The sequence below is a fragment of the Nocardia sp. NPDC047654 genome, assembly GCF_043205035.1.
Taxonomy (GTDB): Bacteria; Actinomycetota; Actinomycetes; order Mycobacteriales; family Mycobacteriaceae; genus Nocardia.
The window spans coordinates 150,155-167,671 of record NZ_JBIDDF010000010.1; the positions used below are offsets into that span (position 1 = coordinate 150,155).

A 17,517-nucleotide genomic window follows, 5' to 3' on the forward strand; every position below is an offset into this window, starting at 1 on the left:
GTTGGTAACCCGATGGACCAGCGGGTTCAAACATGAGGCGGAGTCATGTTCACCACTATTCTGGTACGTAAGTGCACGAATACTCCTAAGTAGCGGCCACTCGCGAGGGCAAACGTGAGGATTTCCTCATGATTTTGTGCCATTCTCGCCCCTATCAGGCCGATCACCCGCGATCACTCGTGAACCGGTAGGGACCGGCGTGTCGCCGAGGCATGTCGCATGGAGAAGGAAGTCGAAGCGTCTTGACGATCAACGAGAGCACCAAGACCGAGTCCGGACAGAGCACGAAGGCGGTAGCCGCCGCCGGGAAGGCCGCGTCGGGCGGGGCGCGGTCGCCGCTGTTGGATCGTCTGCTCGACGGCGTGCCGTACGCGCTCGCCTTCGGTGGGCAGGGTGCGCAGTGGTTGAGCGAGCTGGAGGAGATCGGGCGCGACAGCGCGCTGGAGCCGGAGCTGACCGCGCTGGTCAACGAGGCGGCCACGCTGCTCGAGCCGGTGGCCGCGCAGTTGCTGGTGGTGCGTCCGGTCGGCTTCGACCCGATCGGCTGGATGCTCGAGAACGAGCTGGCGGACACCGACGAGGGGGAGACCTCCGCGGCTCCGTCCGAACATGTGCTGCGTTCGGCCGCCGTGTCGATGCCCGGCGTGATGCTGACGCAGGTGGCGGCCGTGCGCGCGCTGCGATTGCAAGGTCTCGATCCGGCGGAGCACGCGCCGGTCGCGATCGTCGGGCACTCGCAGGGCCTGCTCGCCGCCGCGGCGGTCGAAGCAGGTGGCGCCCGTGACGCGGAGCTGCTCGCGGTGGCCCAGATGATCGGCGCCGCGGCGGGTCTGGTGGCGCGGCGGCGCGGGTTGATGCCGGTGGGCGAGCGCTCGCCGATGGTCGCGGTGTCGAATGTCGATCCCGAGCAGTTGCGCGCCGTGGTGGCCGAGGTGTGCGAGGGAGCCGATCCCGCCGCGACCGTGGTGGTCTCGATCCGCAACGGACGTCGGCGCGCGGTGCTCTCCGGTCCCCCCGCGCAGCTGGAGCGGGTGCGTCAGCGGTGCGCGCAGATGCACGACGAGCAGGCACGCGAGCGCGACGCCAAGGTGCGCGGCGGCTCGGTGTTCGCTCCGGTCTTCGAGGACGTGGCCGTCGACGTGGCGTTCCACCACCCGGCGCTGTCCGACACCGTCGAACTGGTGAGCAGCTGGGCCACCCAGTGCGGCTTGGACGCCGAACTGGCGGGCCGGTTGGCGCGGCAGATCCTGGTCGATCCGATCGACTGGGTGGAGGTCGTCGAGGGCGTGATCTCCGCGGGCGCGCAATGGATTCTGGACCTGGGCCCGGGTGATCTGCTGTCGCGCGTCACATCGGGCACGTTGAAGGGAACCGGCCTCGGCATGGTCGCGGCCGCCACCCGCGCCGGACAGCGCAGCCTGCTCACCCCGGGGGCAGCGCCGGAGCCCGCCACCCCGTGGTCGGCGTTCGCGCCGCGCCCGGTGCGGCTGCCCAACGGGCGCATCGTGGTCGAGACCGCCTTCACCAAGCTCACCGGGCGCTCGCCGATCCTGCTCGCGGGCATGACCCCGACCACGGTCGACGCGAAGATCGTCGCGGCCGCGGCGAACGCGGGCCACTGGGCGGAGCTGGCCGGCGGTGGACAGGTGACCGAGCAGATCTTCGCCGACCGGGTGACCGAGTTGAAGAAGCTTTTGCACCCGGGTCGCTCGGTGCAGTTCAATTCCTTGTTCCTCGATCCCTACCTGTGGAAGCTGCAGCTGGGCGGCAAGCGGCTGGTGCAGCGGGCCCGCTCGGCAGGCGCCCCGTTCGACGGCGTCATCGTGACCGCGGGCATCCCCGAGCTGGAGGAAGCCGTCGCGCTGATCCAGGAGCTCACCGAGGTCGGAATTTCCCACGTCGCGTTCAAGCCGGGCACCGTCGCCCAGATCCGGGCCGTGCTGCGGATCGCCGACGAGGTGCCGGACTACCCGGTGATCATGCACATCGAGGGTGGTAAGGCCGGTGGCCACCACTCCTGGGAAGACCTGGACGACCTGCTGCTGGACACCTACGCCGAGCTGCGCAACCGCGCGAACGTGGTGGTGTGCGTCGGCGGTGGCATCGGAACCCCCGAGCGCGCGACGGAGTACCTCACCGGTCAGTGGGCTGCCCGGCACGGCTATCCCGTGATGCCGCTGGACGGCGTGCTGGTCGGCACGGCGGCGATGGCCACGCTGGAGGCCACCACCGCGCCGGAGGTCAAGCAACTGCTGGTGGACACCCCCGGCACCCCCGACTGGGTCGGCGCGGGCACCGCGTCCGGCGGAATGGCCTCTGGCCGTAGCCAATTGGGCGCCGACATCCACGAGATCGACAACGCCGCCTCACGCACCGGCCGCCTGCTGGACGAGGTCGCGGGCGACGCCGACGCGGTCGCCGCGCGCCGCGCGGAGATCATCGCGGCGCTGAACGCCACCGCCAAGCCGTACTTCGGCGATCTGACCACCATGACCTACCAGGACTGGCTGGAGCGCTACGTCGAGCTCGCGGTCGGGCTGGACCGCCGCAAGGACTTCGACTGCGGCAGCGACCTGGGCGACGCGATCGCGGAGGCCACCAGCTCGGTGTGGCTGGACATCACCTGGCGCGAACGGTTCGCGGAGATGATGCGCCGCACCGAGGCCCGGCTGCATCCGGCCGACCGCGGCGAGATCGCGACGCTGTTCGCCGCCGACGAGGATTTCGAAGACCCGGTCGCGGCGCTGTGCACCCTGAAGGACGCCTACCCCGCGACGGCGCAGACCCTGCTGCACCCGGCCGACATCCCGTTCTTCATCGCGTTGTGCAAGACGCCGGGCAAGCCGGTGAACTTCGTGCCGGTCGTCGACGCCGACGTGCGCCGCTGGTGGCGCTCGGATTCGCTGTGGCAGGCGCACGATCCGCGCTACTCGGCCGATCAGGTGTGCGTCATTCCCGGCACCGTCGCGGTCGCGGGCATCACCCGGGTCGACGAGCCGGTCGGCGAGCTGCTCGACCGCTTCGAACAGGACACCGCGTACTCGCTGGTGCGTGCGGGCGTGACGCCCGCCGCGGTGGACGCGCGCCGCACGGCGGGCGTCACCAGCGGCCCGATCGACGCCGTTCTGGCCGCCCCGGACGTCCAGTGGGCCGGGCGCACCACGATCAGCCCGGTACACCGGCTCGGCGACCTGTCCGAATGGGTCGTCGACGGGAAGGGCGCGGTGCATCCGCCCAGCGGCGCGACACTCGCCGAGACCACCGGCCCCGAGCCGGAGAACAGCTATCTGGAACTGACCGTCCCGCTGCTGGCGGGCAACGCGGTGCGCATCCGGATCACGGTGCCGACCTCGGTCTACAACGGCGGCGCCCCGGTGGTCACCGAGGCCGACGCCCACGAGGCCATGGCCGCGCTGCTCGCGGTCGCCGCGGGCCAGGATCTTCCGGAGGTCAAGGGCAAGGTCGCGCACGTGAACCTGGCCTGGATACCGGATCTGATCGCCGACCACGCCGGCGTCACCGGTTCCGGTCTGCCCGCCACGCTGAGCACGCTCGGCCGTACCGTGCCCGACGTGCTGGTCGGCGCCTGCTGGCCCGCCGTGTTCGCGGTGCTGGGCGCGACCCGCACCGCGAAGGGCGAGAGCGTCATCGAGGGCATGCTGGACCTGGTCCACTTGGACCACCAGGTGCACCTCGCCGGTGAGCTGCCCGCCGAGACCAGTGTGCTGGCGGTGCGCGCGGAGGCCGGGGAGACCCTGGACACCGACCTCGGCCGCGTCGTCGAAGTGCATGTGCGGATCACCGCCATGCTGGACAAGCCCGAGACCGGGATGTCGATGCCGGTGCTGGCCACCCTCACCGAGCGTTTCGCGATCCGCGGGCGCAACGGCGCGGGCGAACTGACCGATCCGCCGCGCGCGGCGGGCACGGTGTCCGACGCGGCCACCGACACCCCGCGCAGGCGTCGTCGCGACGTCACGATCGTGGCGCCGCGCACCATGCACGCCTTCGCCGCCGTCTCCGGTGACCACAACCCGATCCACACCAGCGATTCCGCCGCGAAGCTCGCCGGGCTCGGCAGCCCGATCGTGCACGGCATGTGGTTGTCGGCCGCCGCGCAGCACGTCGTGTCGGCGGTCGATCCGGCCGCTTCGACTCCGGCGCGGACGCTGACCGCGTGGACAACCCGATTCCTGGGCATGGTCCGCCCCGGCGCACAGATCGATGTGCGCGTCGAGCGCGTCGCGGTCGACGCGGGCAGCGAGATCGTCGAGGTCTCCTGCCGGACCGAAGGCGAACTGGTGATGACCGCGACCGGTCGCACCGCGGCGCCGAAGACCGTATACGCCTTCCCCGGTCAGGGCATTCAGCGCAAGGGGATGGGGCTGGACGCTCGCTCCCGGTCGAAGGCGGCCAAGGAGATCTGGGACCGTGCGGACAAGCACACCCGCGCAGCGCTCGGCTTCTCGATTCTCGCCGTGGTGCGCGACAACCCGACCTATCTCAAGGCGCGGGGCGTCGAACACCGGCACCCGGACGGCGTGCTGCACCTGACGCAGTTCACCCAGGTCGCCATGGCGGTTCTCGGTGTCGCCCAGGTGGCGGAACTGCGTGAGGCCGGCGCATTCGTCGAGGACGCGCTGCTCGCGGGTCACTCCGTGGGCGAGTACAACGCGCTCGCCGCCGTCGCCGGGGTGCTTCCCTTGGAGGCGGTGCTCGAGGTGGTGTTCCAGCGCGGTTCCGCGATGCACGAGCTGGTGCCGCGCGACGCGCAGGGCCGCAGCGATTACCGGATGGCCGCGATCCGGCCCTCGCAGATCGGGCTGCCCGACGCGGAGGTCGTCGGCTTCGTCCAGGAAGTCGGCGAGCGGGTCGGGGAGTTCCTCGAGGTGGTCAACCTGAACCTGCGCGGGTCGCAGTACGCGATCGCGGGCACGGTGGCCGGGCTGGACGCGCTGGAGGAGGAGATCGACCGCCGCCGTGCCGAATTCGGCGGCAAGCGGGCGTTCATCCTGGTTCCCGGCATCGACGTGCCGTTCCACTCGACGGTGCTGCGCAAGGGCGTTCCGGAGTTCCGGCAGAAGCTCGAGCAGTTGCTTCCGGTGGATCTGCGCCCGGAGGTCCTCGTCGGCCGCTACATCCCGAACCTGGTGCCCCGGCTGTTCTCGCTGGAGCGGGCGTTCGTCCAGGAGATCGCCGACCTGGTGCCGTCCGAGCCGCTCACCGCCGTGCTGGCCGACTTCGACAGCTGGGCGGCCCGGCCGACCGAGCTGTGCCGCGTGGTGCTTGTCGAGTTGCTGGCCTGGCAGTTCGCCAGCCCGGTGCGCTGGATCGAGACGCAGGACCTGCTGTTCACCGATCCCGCGCAGGGTGGCCTCGGCGTCGAGCGGTTCGTCGAGATCGGTCTCGGCGCAACGCCGACGGTGGCGAACCTGGCCAGCCAGACACTGAAGCTGCCCGCGTTCGGCGACGCCACGGTCGAGGTGCTCAACATCGAGCGCGAGGCCGCGATCGTCTATGCGACCGACACCGACCCCGCGCCGGTCGACGAGCCCGTCGAGGAGCCCGCGGCCACCGCGGCTCCGGCCGCGGCCGTCGCCGCCGCTCCCGTGGCAGCGCCCGCCCCGAGCTCGGGCGGTCCGCGTCCGGACGACATCGCGTTCACCGCCGCCGACGCCACCCGCGTGCTGATCGCGCTGTGGACCAAGCTGCGGCTGGACCAGATCGGCCCCGTGGACACCATCGAGGGCCTGTGCGACGGTGTCTCCTCCCGCCGTAACCAGCTGCTGGTCGACCTCGGCTCCGAGCTCTCGCTCGGCGCGATCGACGGCGCGGCCGACGCAGACATGGGCGCGCTGTCGGCGACGGTGGAGCGGCTCGCCCGTACCTACCGTCCCTTCGGCACGGTGCTCACCGACGCCATCGGCGATCATCTGCGCAAGGTGTTCGGCCCGTCCGGCAAGCGTCCGGCCGCCATCGCGGATCGGGTCACGAAGGTGTGGGAACTCGGTGACGGGTGGACCAGCCACGTGACCGCCGAGGTGTCGCTGGGCACCAGGGAAGGCACCAGCGTGCGCGGCGGTGATCTGGGCGGGCTGGTCTCCGGCGCGCTGGGCGACGCCGCCTCGGTCGACGCGGCCATCGACGCCGCCGTGCAGGCTGTCGCGGCCCGCCGGGGTGTCGCGGTGTCGCTGCCCTCGGCGGGCGGCGGTGGCGGCGCGACCGTCGACGCCGCGGCGCTGGGCGAGTTCACCGAGCAGATCACCGGGCGCGACGGCGTGCTGGCCACGGCCGCGCGCGTGGTGCTCGAACAGCTCGGACTGTCCGAGCGGGTCTCCGCTCCGGAAGCGTCCGATGACTCCCTGGTCGACCTGGTGTCGGCCGAACTCGGTGCGGACTGGCCGCGTCTGGTCGCGCCCGCGTTCGACGCCCGCAAGGCGGTGCTGCTGGACGACCGGTGGGCCACGGCGCGCGAGGATCTGGCCCGGTTGTGGCTGGCCGACGACTCGGGCAGCGCGAACGGACCGGTCACCGGGTTCATCGGCGCGGGCGAAGCCGTCGCGGCGCAGGCGAACTGGTGGCGGCAGCGGGCGATGCACGAGGCGCGTTCGGTGCTCGCGGGTGTGTACGAGCGCATCGCCGAGGCGGCGCTGAGCACCGAAGAGCCCGGACTGTGGTCCTCGGACATCGCGGTGATCACCGGCGCCAGCAAGGGATCCATCGCCGCGGCGGTGACCGGCAGGCTGCTCAGCGGTGGCGCCACGGTGGTGGTGACCACCTCGGCGCTGAACGACGAACGGCTCGGCTTCTACCGGAAGCTGTACCGCGACAACGCCCGCCACGGCGCGGCCCTGTGGGTGGTGCCCGCGAACATGGCGTCCTACCAGGACGTCGACGCGTTGATCGACTGGATCGGCACCGAGCAGGTCGACAGCGCCGGCGGCGCGAAGATCAAGATCAAGGACGCGATGACGCCCACCCTGCTGCTGCCGTTCGCGGCGCCGCGGGTGGCCGGTGATCTCGCCGACGCGGGCGCTCGCGCCGAAATGGAAATGCGCGTGCTGCTCTGGTCGGTCGAGCGACTGATCGGCGGGCTGTCCAAGCTGGGCGCCGATTACGACGTGGACGCGAAACTGCATGTGGTGCTGCCGGGTTCGCCCAACCGCGGCATGTTCGGCGGCGACGGCGCCTACGGCGAGTCGAAGGCGGCGCTGGACGCGGTGGTCGCCAAGTGGCGGGCCGAGAAGTCGTGGTCGGCCCGGGTCACCCTGGTGCACGCGTTGATCGGCTGGGTGCGCGGCACCGGCCTGATGGGCCACAACGACCCGATGGTCGAGGCGGTCGAGAAGGCAGGCGTGCAGACCTGGTCCACCACCGAGATGGCCGACGAGCTGCTCAAGTGGTGCACCTCCCGGGCCCGTCAGGTGACCGCGACCGGCCCGCAGCAGATCGACCTGACCGGCGGACTCGCCCGGGCCAAGCTGGACCTGCCCGCGCTGGCCAAGCAGGCCGCGGAGCAGGCGGAAGCGGAGACCGACGCCGACGCAGGCCGCACCATCGCCGCGCTGCCCGCGCCGCCGACCGTGACCTCCGCGCTGCCGGTGCCGGAGTGGAGCGGGGTGGCCACGGACCTGGCCGACATGGTGGTCATCGTCGGCGCGGGTGAACTCGGCCCGTACGGTTCGGCGCGCACTCGCTTCGAGATGGAGGTCTCCGACGAGCTGTCGGCGGCGGGCGTGCTGGAGCTGGCCTGGACCACCGGCATGGTCATCTGGGAGAACGACCCGAAGCCGGGCTGGTACGACGCCGAGTCCGGCGACTACGTGCCCGAGCACGAACTGGCCGAGCGCTACCACGACGCCGTCGTCGCCCGCTGCGGTGTACGCCGCTACGAGGACGACGGCGCCATGACCGACAACTCGGCGCCGCTGATGACCTCGGTCTTCCTCGACCAGGACCTGTCGTTCACGGTGGGCGGCGAGGCCGAGGCCCGCGCCTTCTACGCCGCCGATCCGGAGCACACGGTGATCACGCCGGTCGACGGCTCCGGCGACTGGACCGTGACGCGCAAGGCGGGCACCGAGATCCGGGTGCCGCGCCGGGCCAAGCTCTCGCGCACCGTCGGCGGCCAGATCCCGACCGGCTGGGACCCCACCATCTGGGGTATCTCGCCCGATATGGCCGCGTCGGTGGACCGGGTGGCGCTGTGGAACATCGTCTGCACGGTGGACGCGTTCATCGGTTCCGGGTTCAGTCCCGCGGAGCTGATGAGCTGGGTGCATCCCTCGCTGGTCGCCAACACGCAGGGCACCGGCATGGGCGGCATGTCCTCGATGCGCTCGCTGTACATCGACAACCTGCTCGGTGAGTCGCGCCCGAACGACATCCTGCAGGAGGCGCTGCCGAACGTGGCGCTGGCGCACGTCGTGCAGTCCTACGTCGGCAGCTACGGCGCGATGGTGCACCCGGTGGCGGCCTGCGCCACCGCGGCGGTGTCGGTCGAGGAGGGCGTCGACAAGATCCGGCTCGGCAAGGCCGATCTGGTCGTGGCGGGCGGTTACGACGACCTCGGCATCGAGGGCATCGTCGGCTTCGGTGACATGTCGGCCACCGCGGATTCGGCGGCCATGAGCGCCAAGGGCATCAGCGACCGGTACTTCTCCCGCGCCAACGACCGCCGCCGCGGCGGGTTCGTCGAATCGCAGGGCGGCGGAACGGTCCTGCTGGCGCGCGGCAGCGTCGCGCTGGAGATGGGTCTGCCGGTGCTCGGCGTGGTGGCTTACGCGCAGTCCTTCGCGGACGGTGTGCACACCTCGATCCCGGCCCCTGGTCTGGGCGCGCTGGGCGCCGGTCGTGGTGGGGCGGAGTCCAGGCTGGCGACCGAGCTCCGCAAGCTCGGCGTGACGCCGGACGAGATCGCGGTGGTTTCCAAGCACGACACCTCGACGGCTGCCAACGACCCGAACGAGTCGGAGCTGCACGAGCGCCTCGCGACGGCCATCGGGCGCTCGGACGGCGCTCCGCTGTTCGTCGTGTCGCAGAAGACCCTCACCGGGCACGCGAAGGGCGGCGCGGCCGCCTTCCAGCTCATCGGCCTGTGCCAGGTGCTGGAGCAGGGCGTCATCCCGCCGAACCGCAGCCTGGACTGCGTCGACGAGAAGATGCTGGCCTACCCGCACCTGGTGTGGCTGCGCGAGCCGCTGCGGCTCGGCGATCGCCTTCCGCTCAAGGCCGGTCTGGTCACCTCCCTCGGCTTCGGCCACGTGAACGGCCTGCTGGCGGTCGTGCACCCGGAGGCGTTCATCCAGGCCATCGAGCCGGCACGGCGCGAGGAGTACCAGCGCAGGGCGCAGGAGCGTCAGCTGGCGGGCAGGCAGCGGTTCGTGGAGGCGATGTGTGGCGGCGCGCCGCTGTACGAGCGTCCCGCGGATCGCAGGCTCGGCGGCGACGGCACCCCCGCCAAGCGGGCTCGTCAGCTGGAGGCCGACGTGCTGCTCTCGCCGGAGGCACGTCTGGCGCAGGACGGCTCCTACCGCGCGAAGGGCATCGGATGCGCGTAACCGGAAGCGCGGCGGGGCAACTCGCCGCGCCGGGTCCGCGCGCGGGCTCGCCGAGTACGTCGTAGGCTGCCCGCCTATGACGATCCTCGGTATCGGCTTGGACTTGGTGACCATCTCCGAGTTCTCCGAACAGCTCGAACGCGCCGGAACGACCATGCTCAGGGAAAGTTTCACCGCGGGAGAGCGGCGCTACTGCCAGAGCAAAGGGACCGACCCGGCGCGCAGCTACGCGGCGCGGTGGGCGGCGAAAGAGGCGGTGCTCAAAGCCTGGGCATCGTCCCGGTTCGCCCGCCGCCCGCAGATCGGGGACAACCCGTATCCGCTGATCGAGGTGGTCAACGACGCGTGGGGCAGGCCCAGCATCAAATTGCACGGCCTGGCCGCGGAATTCCTGCCCCGGGTGCGGGTGCATCTGTCCCTGACGCACGACGGCGACACCGCCGCCGCGATGGTGGTGCTCGAGGACCCGGGCGAGCTGGCCGATCTCATCGAGGGCCGCGACAGCGCCGGGTGAGCCGCACGGTGGTCCCGGTTCCCGCCGGGACCACCGTCATCGCTCGCTGCCGGTGCGCGACTCCTTCTCCGCGACGAGCAGGTAGGCGACCATCAGCCGCTTGAGTTCGGCGACCGCTTCCGCACTGCTCTGCTCATCCTGCACCGAGAAATTGAGCATCGAATAGACCACGTGCACCAGCACTTCGGCCATCATGGTGCGCCGTACCCGCGGGGTGCGCGGGGTGAGCGGCCGCAGCATCTGCGACACGACCTCGGCGAACTGCTTCTCGTGGATCGCGCCCGTGGCCCGGGTGGACGGGGTGGACTGCATGGCCAGCCACACTTCCCGGCGGGACGGGTCGGTCATCCAGAGGTTGGCCAGGTGGTCGACGAACTGGTTCATGTGCCGCAGCCAGTCCAGCGACGGGATCTCGCCGTGGAAGTCGGCCAGCTCCTGGGAAACCGCAACCAGGTCTTGGCGATTCAGCTCACAGACGATGACGTACTTGTTGGCGAAGAACTGATACAGCGTGCCGATCGGCACCTCCGCCCTGGCCGCCACCTCTTCGCAGGTGAACGATTCGAACCCGACCTCGACGAGCAGCTCCCTGGACGCCTGGAGCAAGGCGTCGAACTTTCGTTTGCTGCGTTCCTGCGTCGGCCGGCGTCGCGGCATGAGCTCCTGTGGGTCGTCCTGCAACTCCAACGCAGGGTCCACACGGTGCTTCGACCTGGCCTCCGCGCGTACGTCCACGCATCCAGGCTAACGGTAGCGGCTAGCGGGCGATACGCGCATCCGCCGTTCGGATCCAGGCGGCTTGATTTCCGCTACCCATCCGTAACCGATGTGGTGCCGAACACATACCGAGCGCGCGTGCATCGCGACGTGTGTTCCGAGCAGGGGAATCCATGGGGCTCATGGCTTTCGGCAAGCGTGAGCTCGGTCAATGCACAGAGGGAAGGCGTGATCAGTGGTAGCTGAATCTGTGGTGACTCTCGGCGTTTCCACCGAACGCGGTGCCGTGCACGCGGTAGCGCTCGCCGACGGCAAGAAGCTCGCCGACCGGGTGCTGCTGCGGCGCGTGGTGCGAGCGGACGGTGACGGCAAGGCCGACGTGGCCGCGGCGGTCGAGACCGCGCTGAGCGCCCTGGCCGCGGGGCTGGGCCCGGAGTGGGCGATCGGGGGCGTCGCGGTCGCCTATCGGGACGCCGCCGAGCGGCGCGCCATCGTGACCAGGTTGGCGGCCGGTCCGTGGCACAGCGCCTCGATGGTCTCGGTGAAATCGGCCCACCTGAGCGTGGCGAGCATGATGACGTGGCTCGAGGCCCACGACAACCTGCTGATCTGCGAGGTGGTGCCCGGGTACCAGGCGTTCACCCTGGTCGACCGCGGCCGCCGCCGGGTGCTCGCCGCGGTGGGGCAGGCGGGCCGGGCGACACCGCGGTCGCTCGGCATGGGCGTCGCGGCGGCGTGGGAGCAATTGGACGCGGCCGACGCGCGGCCGGACGCGGTGGCGCTGATCGGCTCGGCGGGCGCCGGGTCGGTGGTGCTGGCGGCGGTCGAGAAATTCGGGGCGCCGGTGATCCCGTGCACGATAGGGGCTTTCGCCTCCGCCGCGGGCGCCGCGTTGAGCGTGCGACTGGAGCAGGACACCTGCGCCGACTCGGTGAGCGAGCCGCACCGGGCGCGCGGCGGAGTCGCGGTGTTCGCCGCGGCCGGGGTACTGGCCAGCGGAATGGTCGTCGGCGGGAGTTACCTGCTGAACGACTCCTCGCGGCCGGCGCCGACCGTCGTGTCCGACGCTCGGATCGAAGGCGCCGGCGCGTCGCATCCGGCAGACCAGGCCCGGCCCGCGGATACCGAGGCGCACGAGTCGTCCGACGGGCCGCTGGGTTCCGGCACCGATGCCGGCGCGACCGGAGTGCAGTTTCCGGAGCCTCGCTGGGGTGCCGCACCGCGTCCGCTGCCGCTGGTCGCCGCCGATGCCGCGAACGGACCGGAGACGAACGCCTCGGCGCCGCTGGTGCCGGGTACCGGGGTCCCGGCCGACCGCGTGGTGGGCGCGCCCGACGGCGCGTTGTTGTTCCCCGGCGAGGCCCCACCACCCGCCGTATTCACCCCGGAAGCCGCGGACTGGTGGGACGAGCATCTGCGTTTGATGGCGCAGTGGGCCGCCCAGCAGGTGTTACAGGCCTGATCCGCCCGAACGGCGGCCCGATCCGGCCCGGCGCCCCTGCGGCGCCGGGCTTTTCGCTGCCTGCGGGCTACACCGACAGGTCGCGGCGCAACTTGGCGACGTGGCCGGTGGCGCGCACGTTGTATTGCGCGACGGCGATCTTGCCCTCTTCGTCCACCAGGAAGGTCGAGCGGATGACGCCGACGACCGTCTTGCCGTACATGGTCTTCTCGCCGTAGGCGCCCCAGGCGGTGAGCACGGCGCGATCGGGATCCGACAGCAGTGGGAAGGTCAACTGCTCCGCGTCGCGGAACTTGGCCAGCTTGGCCGGCTTGTCCGGGGAGATGCCCACCACGTCGATGCCCGCGCCGTCCAGGTCGGCCAGGTTGTCGCGGAAGTCGCAGGCTTGCTTGGTGCAGCCGGGCGTGCTCGCGGCGGGGTAGAAGTACACGATCACCTTGCGACCGCGGTAGTCCGACAGCGAGACGTTCTTGCCGTCGGCGTCGGGAAGCGTGAACTCGGGGGCGGTGTCGCCCGGGGAGAGTCGTTGGTTGGTGGTCACCTCCAGCACGGTATCCGAAGGTCGGGACAGGTGATCCGCGCGCGGCCGGATAGTGGGGGGTGGCGGCGGATACACTCGTCCGCGAGCCCCGGGTGCCGCACGAAAGGCCGAGCATGCGGCGTGATCGTGCACCGGGTGCGGCAATCGACAACAGGAGGGTGGAACGTGGCAAGGGATACCGAGCGGATCGAGCAGGAGATCGAGGCCGCCCGCACTCGGCTGGCGAGCACGCTCGACGAACTCGCGGTACGCGCGGACCCGCATCGCATCGCGGACGACACCAAGCAGATCGTGGTCGGGAAGCTGAACGAGCCGAAGGTGAAATACAGCCTGATCGGCGCCGCCGCCCTGGTCGTCGGGCTGGTGCTGCTCAAAATCTTCCGCTGAGCTGGAAAAACGACGACACCCGGTGTGGCATCGCCCACCGGGTGTCGTCGTTTCGCGGTCGGTTCAGACCGTCGGGCAGGCGAAGCCGTCGCCGTCGGGATCCAGGTGCGGGCCGTAGCCCGGTTCGCCACGGAACAGCGGTGCACGGCCCGCGTTGCGGGCGTCGTCGCAGTTGGCGAAGGCGCCACCGGCCGAACCGGTCTGCGACAGACCGGCCGAGCCGGTCGCGGCGGAGCCGGTGTCGACGGCCGAGGAACCCGTTCCGGCGGATCCGGACGGAGGGGCGGCTAGGGCGGCGGGAGCCGCGAGAAAGGTCAGTCCCGCGACGGCCGCGCTGACGGAGAGCCGGCGAACGTTCATGTATTCCTCTATGTGGTTGCTGCGGTGGATGCGGCGTCCGACCGGACGCCGCATCCACTGTTGTGACGGGCCGCTCTCTTGTCAACCTCGGGGGGACGGAACTAGGGCATTAGGGGATCCTGCCCACCGGCGCCGCTGATGTGCTGTGCGGGGATGTTTCCCATGCGCCCGGCCTGGTAGTCCTCCATCGCTTCGATGATCTCCGCGCGGGTGTTCATCACGAACGGCCCGTACTGCACCACCGGTTCCCGGATCGGCCGTCCGCCGAGCAGCAGCACTTCGAACGCTCCGGTCCGATTGGCTTGGCGCGCATCGGCTGTCACGCTGATCGCGTCTCCGCGGCCGAACACCGCCAGCTGTCCTTCGCTCAGCGGCCTGCGTTCCGCGCCGACCGCCCCGCTGCCGGAGAGCACGTACGCCATCGCCGTGAACTCTTGCGGCCATGGTGTTTCCAGGATCCCGCCGGGAGTGATCGACGCGTGAGCGTAGGCGATCGGGGTGTAGGTCGAACCGGGACCGGTGAACCCGCCGATCTCCCCGGCGATGAGCCGGACCAGCGCGCCGCCGTCGTGCGAACTCACCAGCGTCAATTCGCGAGCGCGCAGGTCTTGATAACGCGGCGCGGCGAACTTGAGCGCGCGCGGCAGGTTCACCCAGAGTTGGATGCCGTGGAACCACCCGCCCGAGGCGACCATCTCCTCCGGCGGCACCTCGTCGTGCAGGATGCCGGAGCCCGCGGTCATCCACTGGGTGTCACCCTCGCCGATGATGCCGCCGCCGCCCTGTGAATCGTGGTGCACCATGGTGCCGTCGAGCATGTAGGTGACCGTCTCGAAGCCGCGGTGCGGATGCCAGGGCGCGCCCTTCGCCTCGTGCGGTTCGTAGGCGACCGGGCCCATCTGGTCGAGCAGGATGAACGGATCGGCGGCGCGCAGGTCCATGCTGGGAAACGGCCTGCGCACCTCGAAACCCGCGCCTTCGCGCTGTTTGTGCGCGGTGACCACGCTCTTGACCGGCCGTTCGCGCAGGGTCGCGTCGAGACGGGGGAGGCGTGGCAGGACCATGATGTCGGGCACGGTGACGGCGGGCATGGGGACCTCCTCGGGAGTTAGTGTCCATGTCAACCAACCGTGACTACACTTCATTCCCATGGTCCGGTGGTTGAGTGACGACGAGCAGGCGACTTGGCAGGCATATGTGCGGCTGCGCCAGCGTTTGGACGGGGCGATTTCGGCCGGCCTGGCCGAGGACGGTCTGTCCCTGGCGGACTACGAGTTGATGGTGGCGTTGTCCGCTGCCCCCAACGGTTGTCTGCGCGCCAAGGAACTGGCCGCCGAGGTGTGCTGGGAGAAGAGCCGGTTGTCCAAGCATCTGGCCAGGATGGACGCGCGCGGTCTGGTCGAGCGGCGGCCCGCCGAAGAGGATGCCCGCGGCATCATCGTCCAGCTCACGCCGGAAGGGCGCGTCGCGTTGGAGCGGGCCGCGCCGAACCACGTCGATCTGGTCCGTCGCGTCTTCATCGAGCCGATGACCGCGGATGAGGCGCGGGTGCTGCGCTCGCTGGCGGACAAAGTGGTCGCCGAGGTGGAGCAGGTGACCGAACTCGGCGCATGAGCGGCGCGGTTCGTTCTCCTGCGGGGACGCTATCCGGCGTCGGTGTCACGCCGTCGCCATCGGCGCCACCACGGGGCCCGCACGCCGGCCCCCGCTCGGGAAGGGGCCTCCGTCGCGCGGCTCCGCTGCTCGCGCTTCGGCCGCGCGGACTCGCGCCACTGCCGGACGATGTCGTCCGCGTTCACCGGAGCGATCGGCACGAACGGTCCTTCCGGCATCCGCAGCCAGTCCACGATGCGTTTGTTGAGTTCCCTCACGGCCGCCCGCACCTGTCGTTCGCTGGTCGCATCGCGCACGTCTTCGGACAGGTGCTCGATATCGCGACGCAACAGAAGCGACGGTGGTAACAGCGCCTCACTGCCGACTCCTTCGCGACGCAGATAGCCGCGCAGCCACCAATCTTCGTCGTAAGCGGTGCCCGCCCCGGGAATCGGCTTGCCGGTGCCGGGCAGGTCGTCGAATTCGCCGCGCTCGGCCGCCTCGCGGATCTGCTTGTCGACCCACGATTCGAACGTCTGCTTCGCCGGTTTGCGCTCGGTCATCGCGACGGCGGTGTCGACGGAACCATGACACCACTCTACGGAAGTCTGTAGTAGACGTGGAAAATCTTGTGCTGAAACTCTTTTGGCGAATGATCAGGACCACGGCGTGATCGGCGGCTTCACCCAGAGCAGCTTCTCGTCGGTGTGCTCCCGTCGAGCCGCGGGATGCTCCGGATGGCGGGCGGCCCAGTCGTCCTTCTCGGTCAGCAACCGCGCCACCGTAGTCCAGGTCTCGTCCGTGCTCGGCGGATTCGTCGCGGCGGCCCTGGCCAGTTTTCGTCGGACGGACGCCGTCATCGCGAGCACCTCGGAGCCGGTGATGCCACGGTGCCAGAGGTAGCTCGCCAGCCGTCGCGCTTTCTCGGCGCGGCTCTTGGCCGCCACGTCGTTGTGTGCGTAGTCGGTCACGGGCACGTCCACGGGTCGCAGGTGGCATCGACCCTAGCCGACCGGGCGTACCGGCCGGAATGCGCCGCGGCCTCCCCATCGTCGGATGGGGAGGCCGCGGCGCGAGGCGGACTCAGTACGCGCTGTCGACGTTGTCCATCGAGCCGTAGCGGTGCGCGGCGTAGTTGCAGGCGGCGACGATGTTGGCGACCGGATCCCAGATGTCGAAGGGCGTGCCCGCGACGTGGTAGGTGGCGAACGTGGGGTCGATCACCTGCAGCAGGCCCTTGGACGGGATGCCCATGGCGGCATTGGAGTCCCACAGGTTGATGGCCTGGGGGTTGCCGGTGGACTCACGCATGATGTTGCGGTGGATGCCCTCGTAGGTCCCCGGGATGCCGTTGGCCTGCATGATGTCGAGCGCCTGATGGATCCAGCCGTCGAGGTTGTCCGCGTAGACCGGCGCGGCCGGGGCGGGCATCGGGGCCGGAATCGGCTCGGGAGCGGGCGCAGGCGCCGGAGCGGGGGCGGGAGCGGGGGCAGGCATCGGCGCGGGGATGGCCTCCGCAACCGGGGCGGCGACCACGGCGGGCGCGGCGGGCGCGGCGGCGGCCTCGGGCTGCTGCTCGGCCACCATGGCGATGCGAGACGGGACGCTGTCATCGGCCACGGACGCCGCGGAGCAGGCGGCCACGGCGACGACACCCGCGGCGGCGACGGCCACGGTGACGGTTTCGCGGAGCGAGGGGCGACGAAGGGTGGAAAGGCGTCTGTCAGGCATTCGAATCGGTTCCTTTATCGGGGACTTACTCGATCCGGGCCGCAGTTGGGCAGCACGGATCCTGCGGCGTACGCTCGGGGCGTTCGCCGAAAACGGCCATGTGCTGTTGTGTGGTTTTGTTGTGGGGGACGATGATGTCCCCGGAACGCGACGCGGTTCGTGTGTGCGGCGCCGGATCGCCCTCGATGGGCTCGGCCGCGGTGTCGCGCGGGACTTCGCATCTCGATGCGAAGAGACGGGGCGGAAGTGTGGATCGCGGGTCCGTTGCCGGATTCCGCTCCGCCGATCACGTGGCGGGCAGTTGCCTGCCGGTGATCGTTACCGAATCGGTGTCTACAACTCCTCGGGCTGACCAAACTTCAGGTCGCTTCGTGACCTGATTGCAGAATGGTCACGCTTGGTTAACAGAGGGTGAACGAAACCTGAATGATAGGCGTTGGCGATCTTGGAAAGCCCAGGACGCGGTAGCCGAATCGTTATCCAAGCTGGGAGTTTGCCGTTAAACCTCTTGTGCTGTACATCACAGAAATTTTCGGCTGTACAACTGGATTTCGGGGGCTTCGCGGGCGTATCGCTGTCCGAATTGAGACCACTGGTGCAACTGGGAAGAAGCCCAGGTCACGGTGATGTCACGGGTTCCGCGGCGATCTGG

Annotated in this window: 12 protein-coding genes; 5 read left to right on the forward strand and 7 right to left on the reverse strand. The window is 70.2% G+C overall.

All coding sequences use genetic code 11. The features are described 5' to 3' along the window. Positions 1-242: 242 nt before the first annotated feature. The gene (locus tag ACGF7Y_RS24030) at positions 243-9,560 is read left to right on the forward strand and encodes a fatty acid synthase subunit beta domain-containing protein (protein WP_393236805.1); all 9,318 of its coding nucleotides are present in this window, start codon (positions 243-245) and stop codon (positions 9,558-9,560) included. A 76-nt stretch (positions 9,561-9,636) separates the two neighbouring features. Further along, a complete protein-coding gene (locus ACGF7Y_RS24035; protein WP_040865364.1) occupies positions 9,637-10,074 on the forward strand; it encodes a holo-ACP synthase in 438 nt (145 codons plus the stop codon). A 36-nt stretch (positions 10,075-10,110) separates the two neighbouring features. On the opposite strand, the gene ACGF7Y_RS24040 is transcribed toward ACGF7Y_RS24035, so the two are convergent. Next, positions 10,111-10,731 carry a TetR/AcrR family transcriptional regulator gene (locus ACGF7Y_RS24040; RefSeq protein WP_227954938.1) on the reverse strand — a complete coding sequence of 207 codons (621 nt, stop codon included), beginning with the start codon at positions 10,729-10,731 and terminating at the stop codon, positions 10,111-10,113. Between the two features lie 295 nt (positions 10,732-11,026). On the opposite strand from ACGF7Y_RS24040, the gene ACGF7Y_RS24045 reads away from it, so the two are divergent. Continuing rightward, positions 11,027-12,253, forward strand: a complete 1,227-nt coding sequence (locus ACGF7Y_RS24045; RefSeq protein ID WP_393236806.1) for a hypothetical protein — start codon at positions 11,027-11,029, stop codon at positions 12,251-12,253. Between the two features lie 67 nt (positions 12,254-12,320). On the opposite strand, the gene bcp is transcribed toward ACGF7Y_RS24045, so the two are convergent. After that, the gene (gene bcp, locus ACGF7Y_RS24050) at positions 12,321-12,794 is read right to left on the reverse strand and encodes a thioredoxin-dependent thiol peroxidase (protein ID WP_393236807.1); all 474 of its coding nucleotides are present in this window, start codon (positions 12,792-12,794) and stop codon (positions 12,321-12,323) included. A 165-nt stretch (positions 12,795-12,959) separates the two neighbouring features. On the opposite strand from bcp, the gene ACGF7Y_RS24055 reads away from it, so the two are divergent. Then, on the forward strand, positions 12,960-13,181 hold the full coding sequence (locus ACGF7Y_RS24055) for a DUF3618 domain-containing protein (RefSeq protein WP_040865367.1): 222 nt from the start codon (positions 12,960-12,962) through the stop codon (positions 13,179-13,181). A 63-nt stretch (positions 13,182-13,244) separates the two neighbouring features. Here the strand turns inward: ACGF7Y_RS24055 and ACGF7Y_RS24060 are convergent, their stop codons facing one another. Both ACGF7Y_RS24060 and ACGF7Y_RS24065 read right to left on the reverse strand, forming a co-directional pair. Further along, a complete protein-coding gene (locus ACGF7Y_RS24060) occupies positions 13,245-13,541 on the reverse strand; it encodes an excalibur calcium-binding domain-containing protein (RefSeq protein WP_040865425.1) in 297 nt (98 codons plus the stop codon). Between the two features lie 101 nt (positions 13,542-13,642). Further along, the gene (locus ACGF7Y_RS24065) at positions 13,643-14,632 is read right to left on the reverse strand and encodes a pirin family protein (RefSeq protein ID WP_393236808.1); all 990 of its coding nucleotides are present in this window, start codon (positions 14,630-14,632) and stop codon (positions 13,643-13,645) included. A 58-nt stretch (positions 14,633-14,690) separates the two neighbouring features. On the opposite strand from ACGF7Y_RS24065, the gene ACGF7Y_RS24070 reads away from it, so the two are divergent. After that, the gene (locus ACGF7Y_RS24070; protein WP_393236809.1) at positions 14,691-15,155 is read left to right on the forward strand and encodes a MarR family winged helix-turn-helix transcriptional regulator; all 465 of its coding nucleotides are present in this window, start codon (positions 14,691-14,693) and stop codon (positions 15,153-15,155) included. A gap of 29 nt (positions 15,156-15,184) precedes the next feature. Here ACGF7Y_RS24070 and ACGF7Y_RS24075 read toward each other — a convergent pair whose 3' ends face one another. From ACGF7Y_RS24075 to ACGF7Y_RS24085, 3 genes are all read right to left on the reverse strand, one after another. Then, entirely contained in the window at positions 15,185-15,697 is a 513-nt protein-coding gene (locus ACGF7Y_RS24075; RefSeq protein ID WP_393236810.1) for a DUF1992 domain-containing protein, read from the reverse strand. A 93-nt stretch (positions 15,698-15,790) separates the two neighbouring features. Further along, on the reverse strand, positions 15,791-16,105 hold the full coding sequence (locus ACGF7Y_RS24080; protein WP_051174964.1) for a hypothetical protein: 315 nt from the start codon (positions 16,103-16,105) through the stop codon (positions 15,791-15,793). Positions 16,106-16,217: 112 nt separating this feature from the next. Continuing rightward, positions 16,218-16,865, reverse strand: a complete 648-nt coding sequence (locus ACGF7Y_RS24085) for a transglycosylase SLT domain-containing protein (RefSeq protein ID WP_393236811.1) — start codon at positions 16,863-16,865, stop codon at positions 16,218-16,220. Positions 16,866-17,517: the final 652 nt, after the last annotated feature.

What these genes read in the sequence shown, in the direction of transcription:
- ACGF7Y_RS24035 (WP_040865364.1), top strand. Translation starts at nt 9,637, where the DNA reads ATGACGATCCTCGGTATCGGCTTGGACTTGGTGACCATCTCCGAGTTC.
- ACGF7Y_RS24040 (WP_227954938.1), bottom strand. Translation starts at nt 10,731, where the DNA reads ATGCCGCGACGCCGGCCGACGCAGGAACGCAGCAAACGAAAGTTCGAC.
- ACGF7Y_RS24060 (WP_040865425.1), bottom strand. Translation starts at nt 13,541, where the DNA reads ATGAACGTTCGCCGGCTCTCCGTCAGCGCGGCCGTCGCGGGACTGACC.
- ACGF7Y_RS24065 (WP_393236808.1), bottom strand. Translation starts at nt 14,632, where the DNA reads ATGCCCGCCGTCACCGTGCCCGACATCATGGTCCTGCCACGCCTCCCC.
- ACGF7Y_RS24070 (WP_393236809.1), top strand. Translation starts at nt 14,691, where the DNA reads ATGGTCCGGTGGTTGAGTGACGACGAGCAGGCGACTTGGCAGGCATAT.
- ACGF7Y_RS24075 (WP_393236810.1), bottom strand. Translation starts at nt 15,697, where the DNA reads ATGACCGAGCGCAAACCGGCGAAGCAGACGTTCGAATCGTGGGTCGAC.
- ACGF7Y_RS24085 (WP_393236811.1), bottom strand. Translation starts at nt 16,865, where the DNA reads ATGCCTGACAGACGCCTTTCCACCCTTCGTCGCCCCTCGCTCCGCGAA.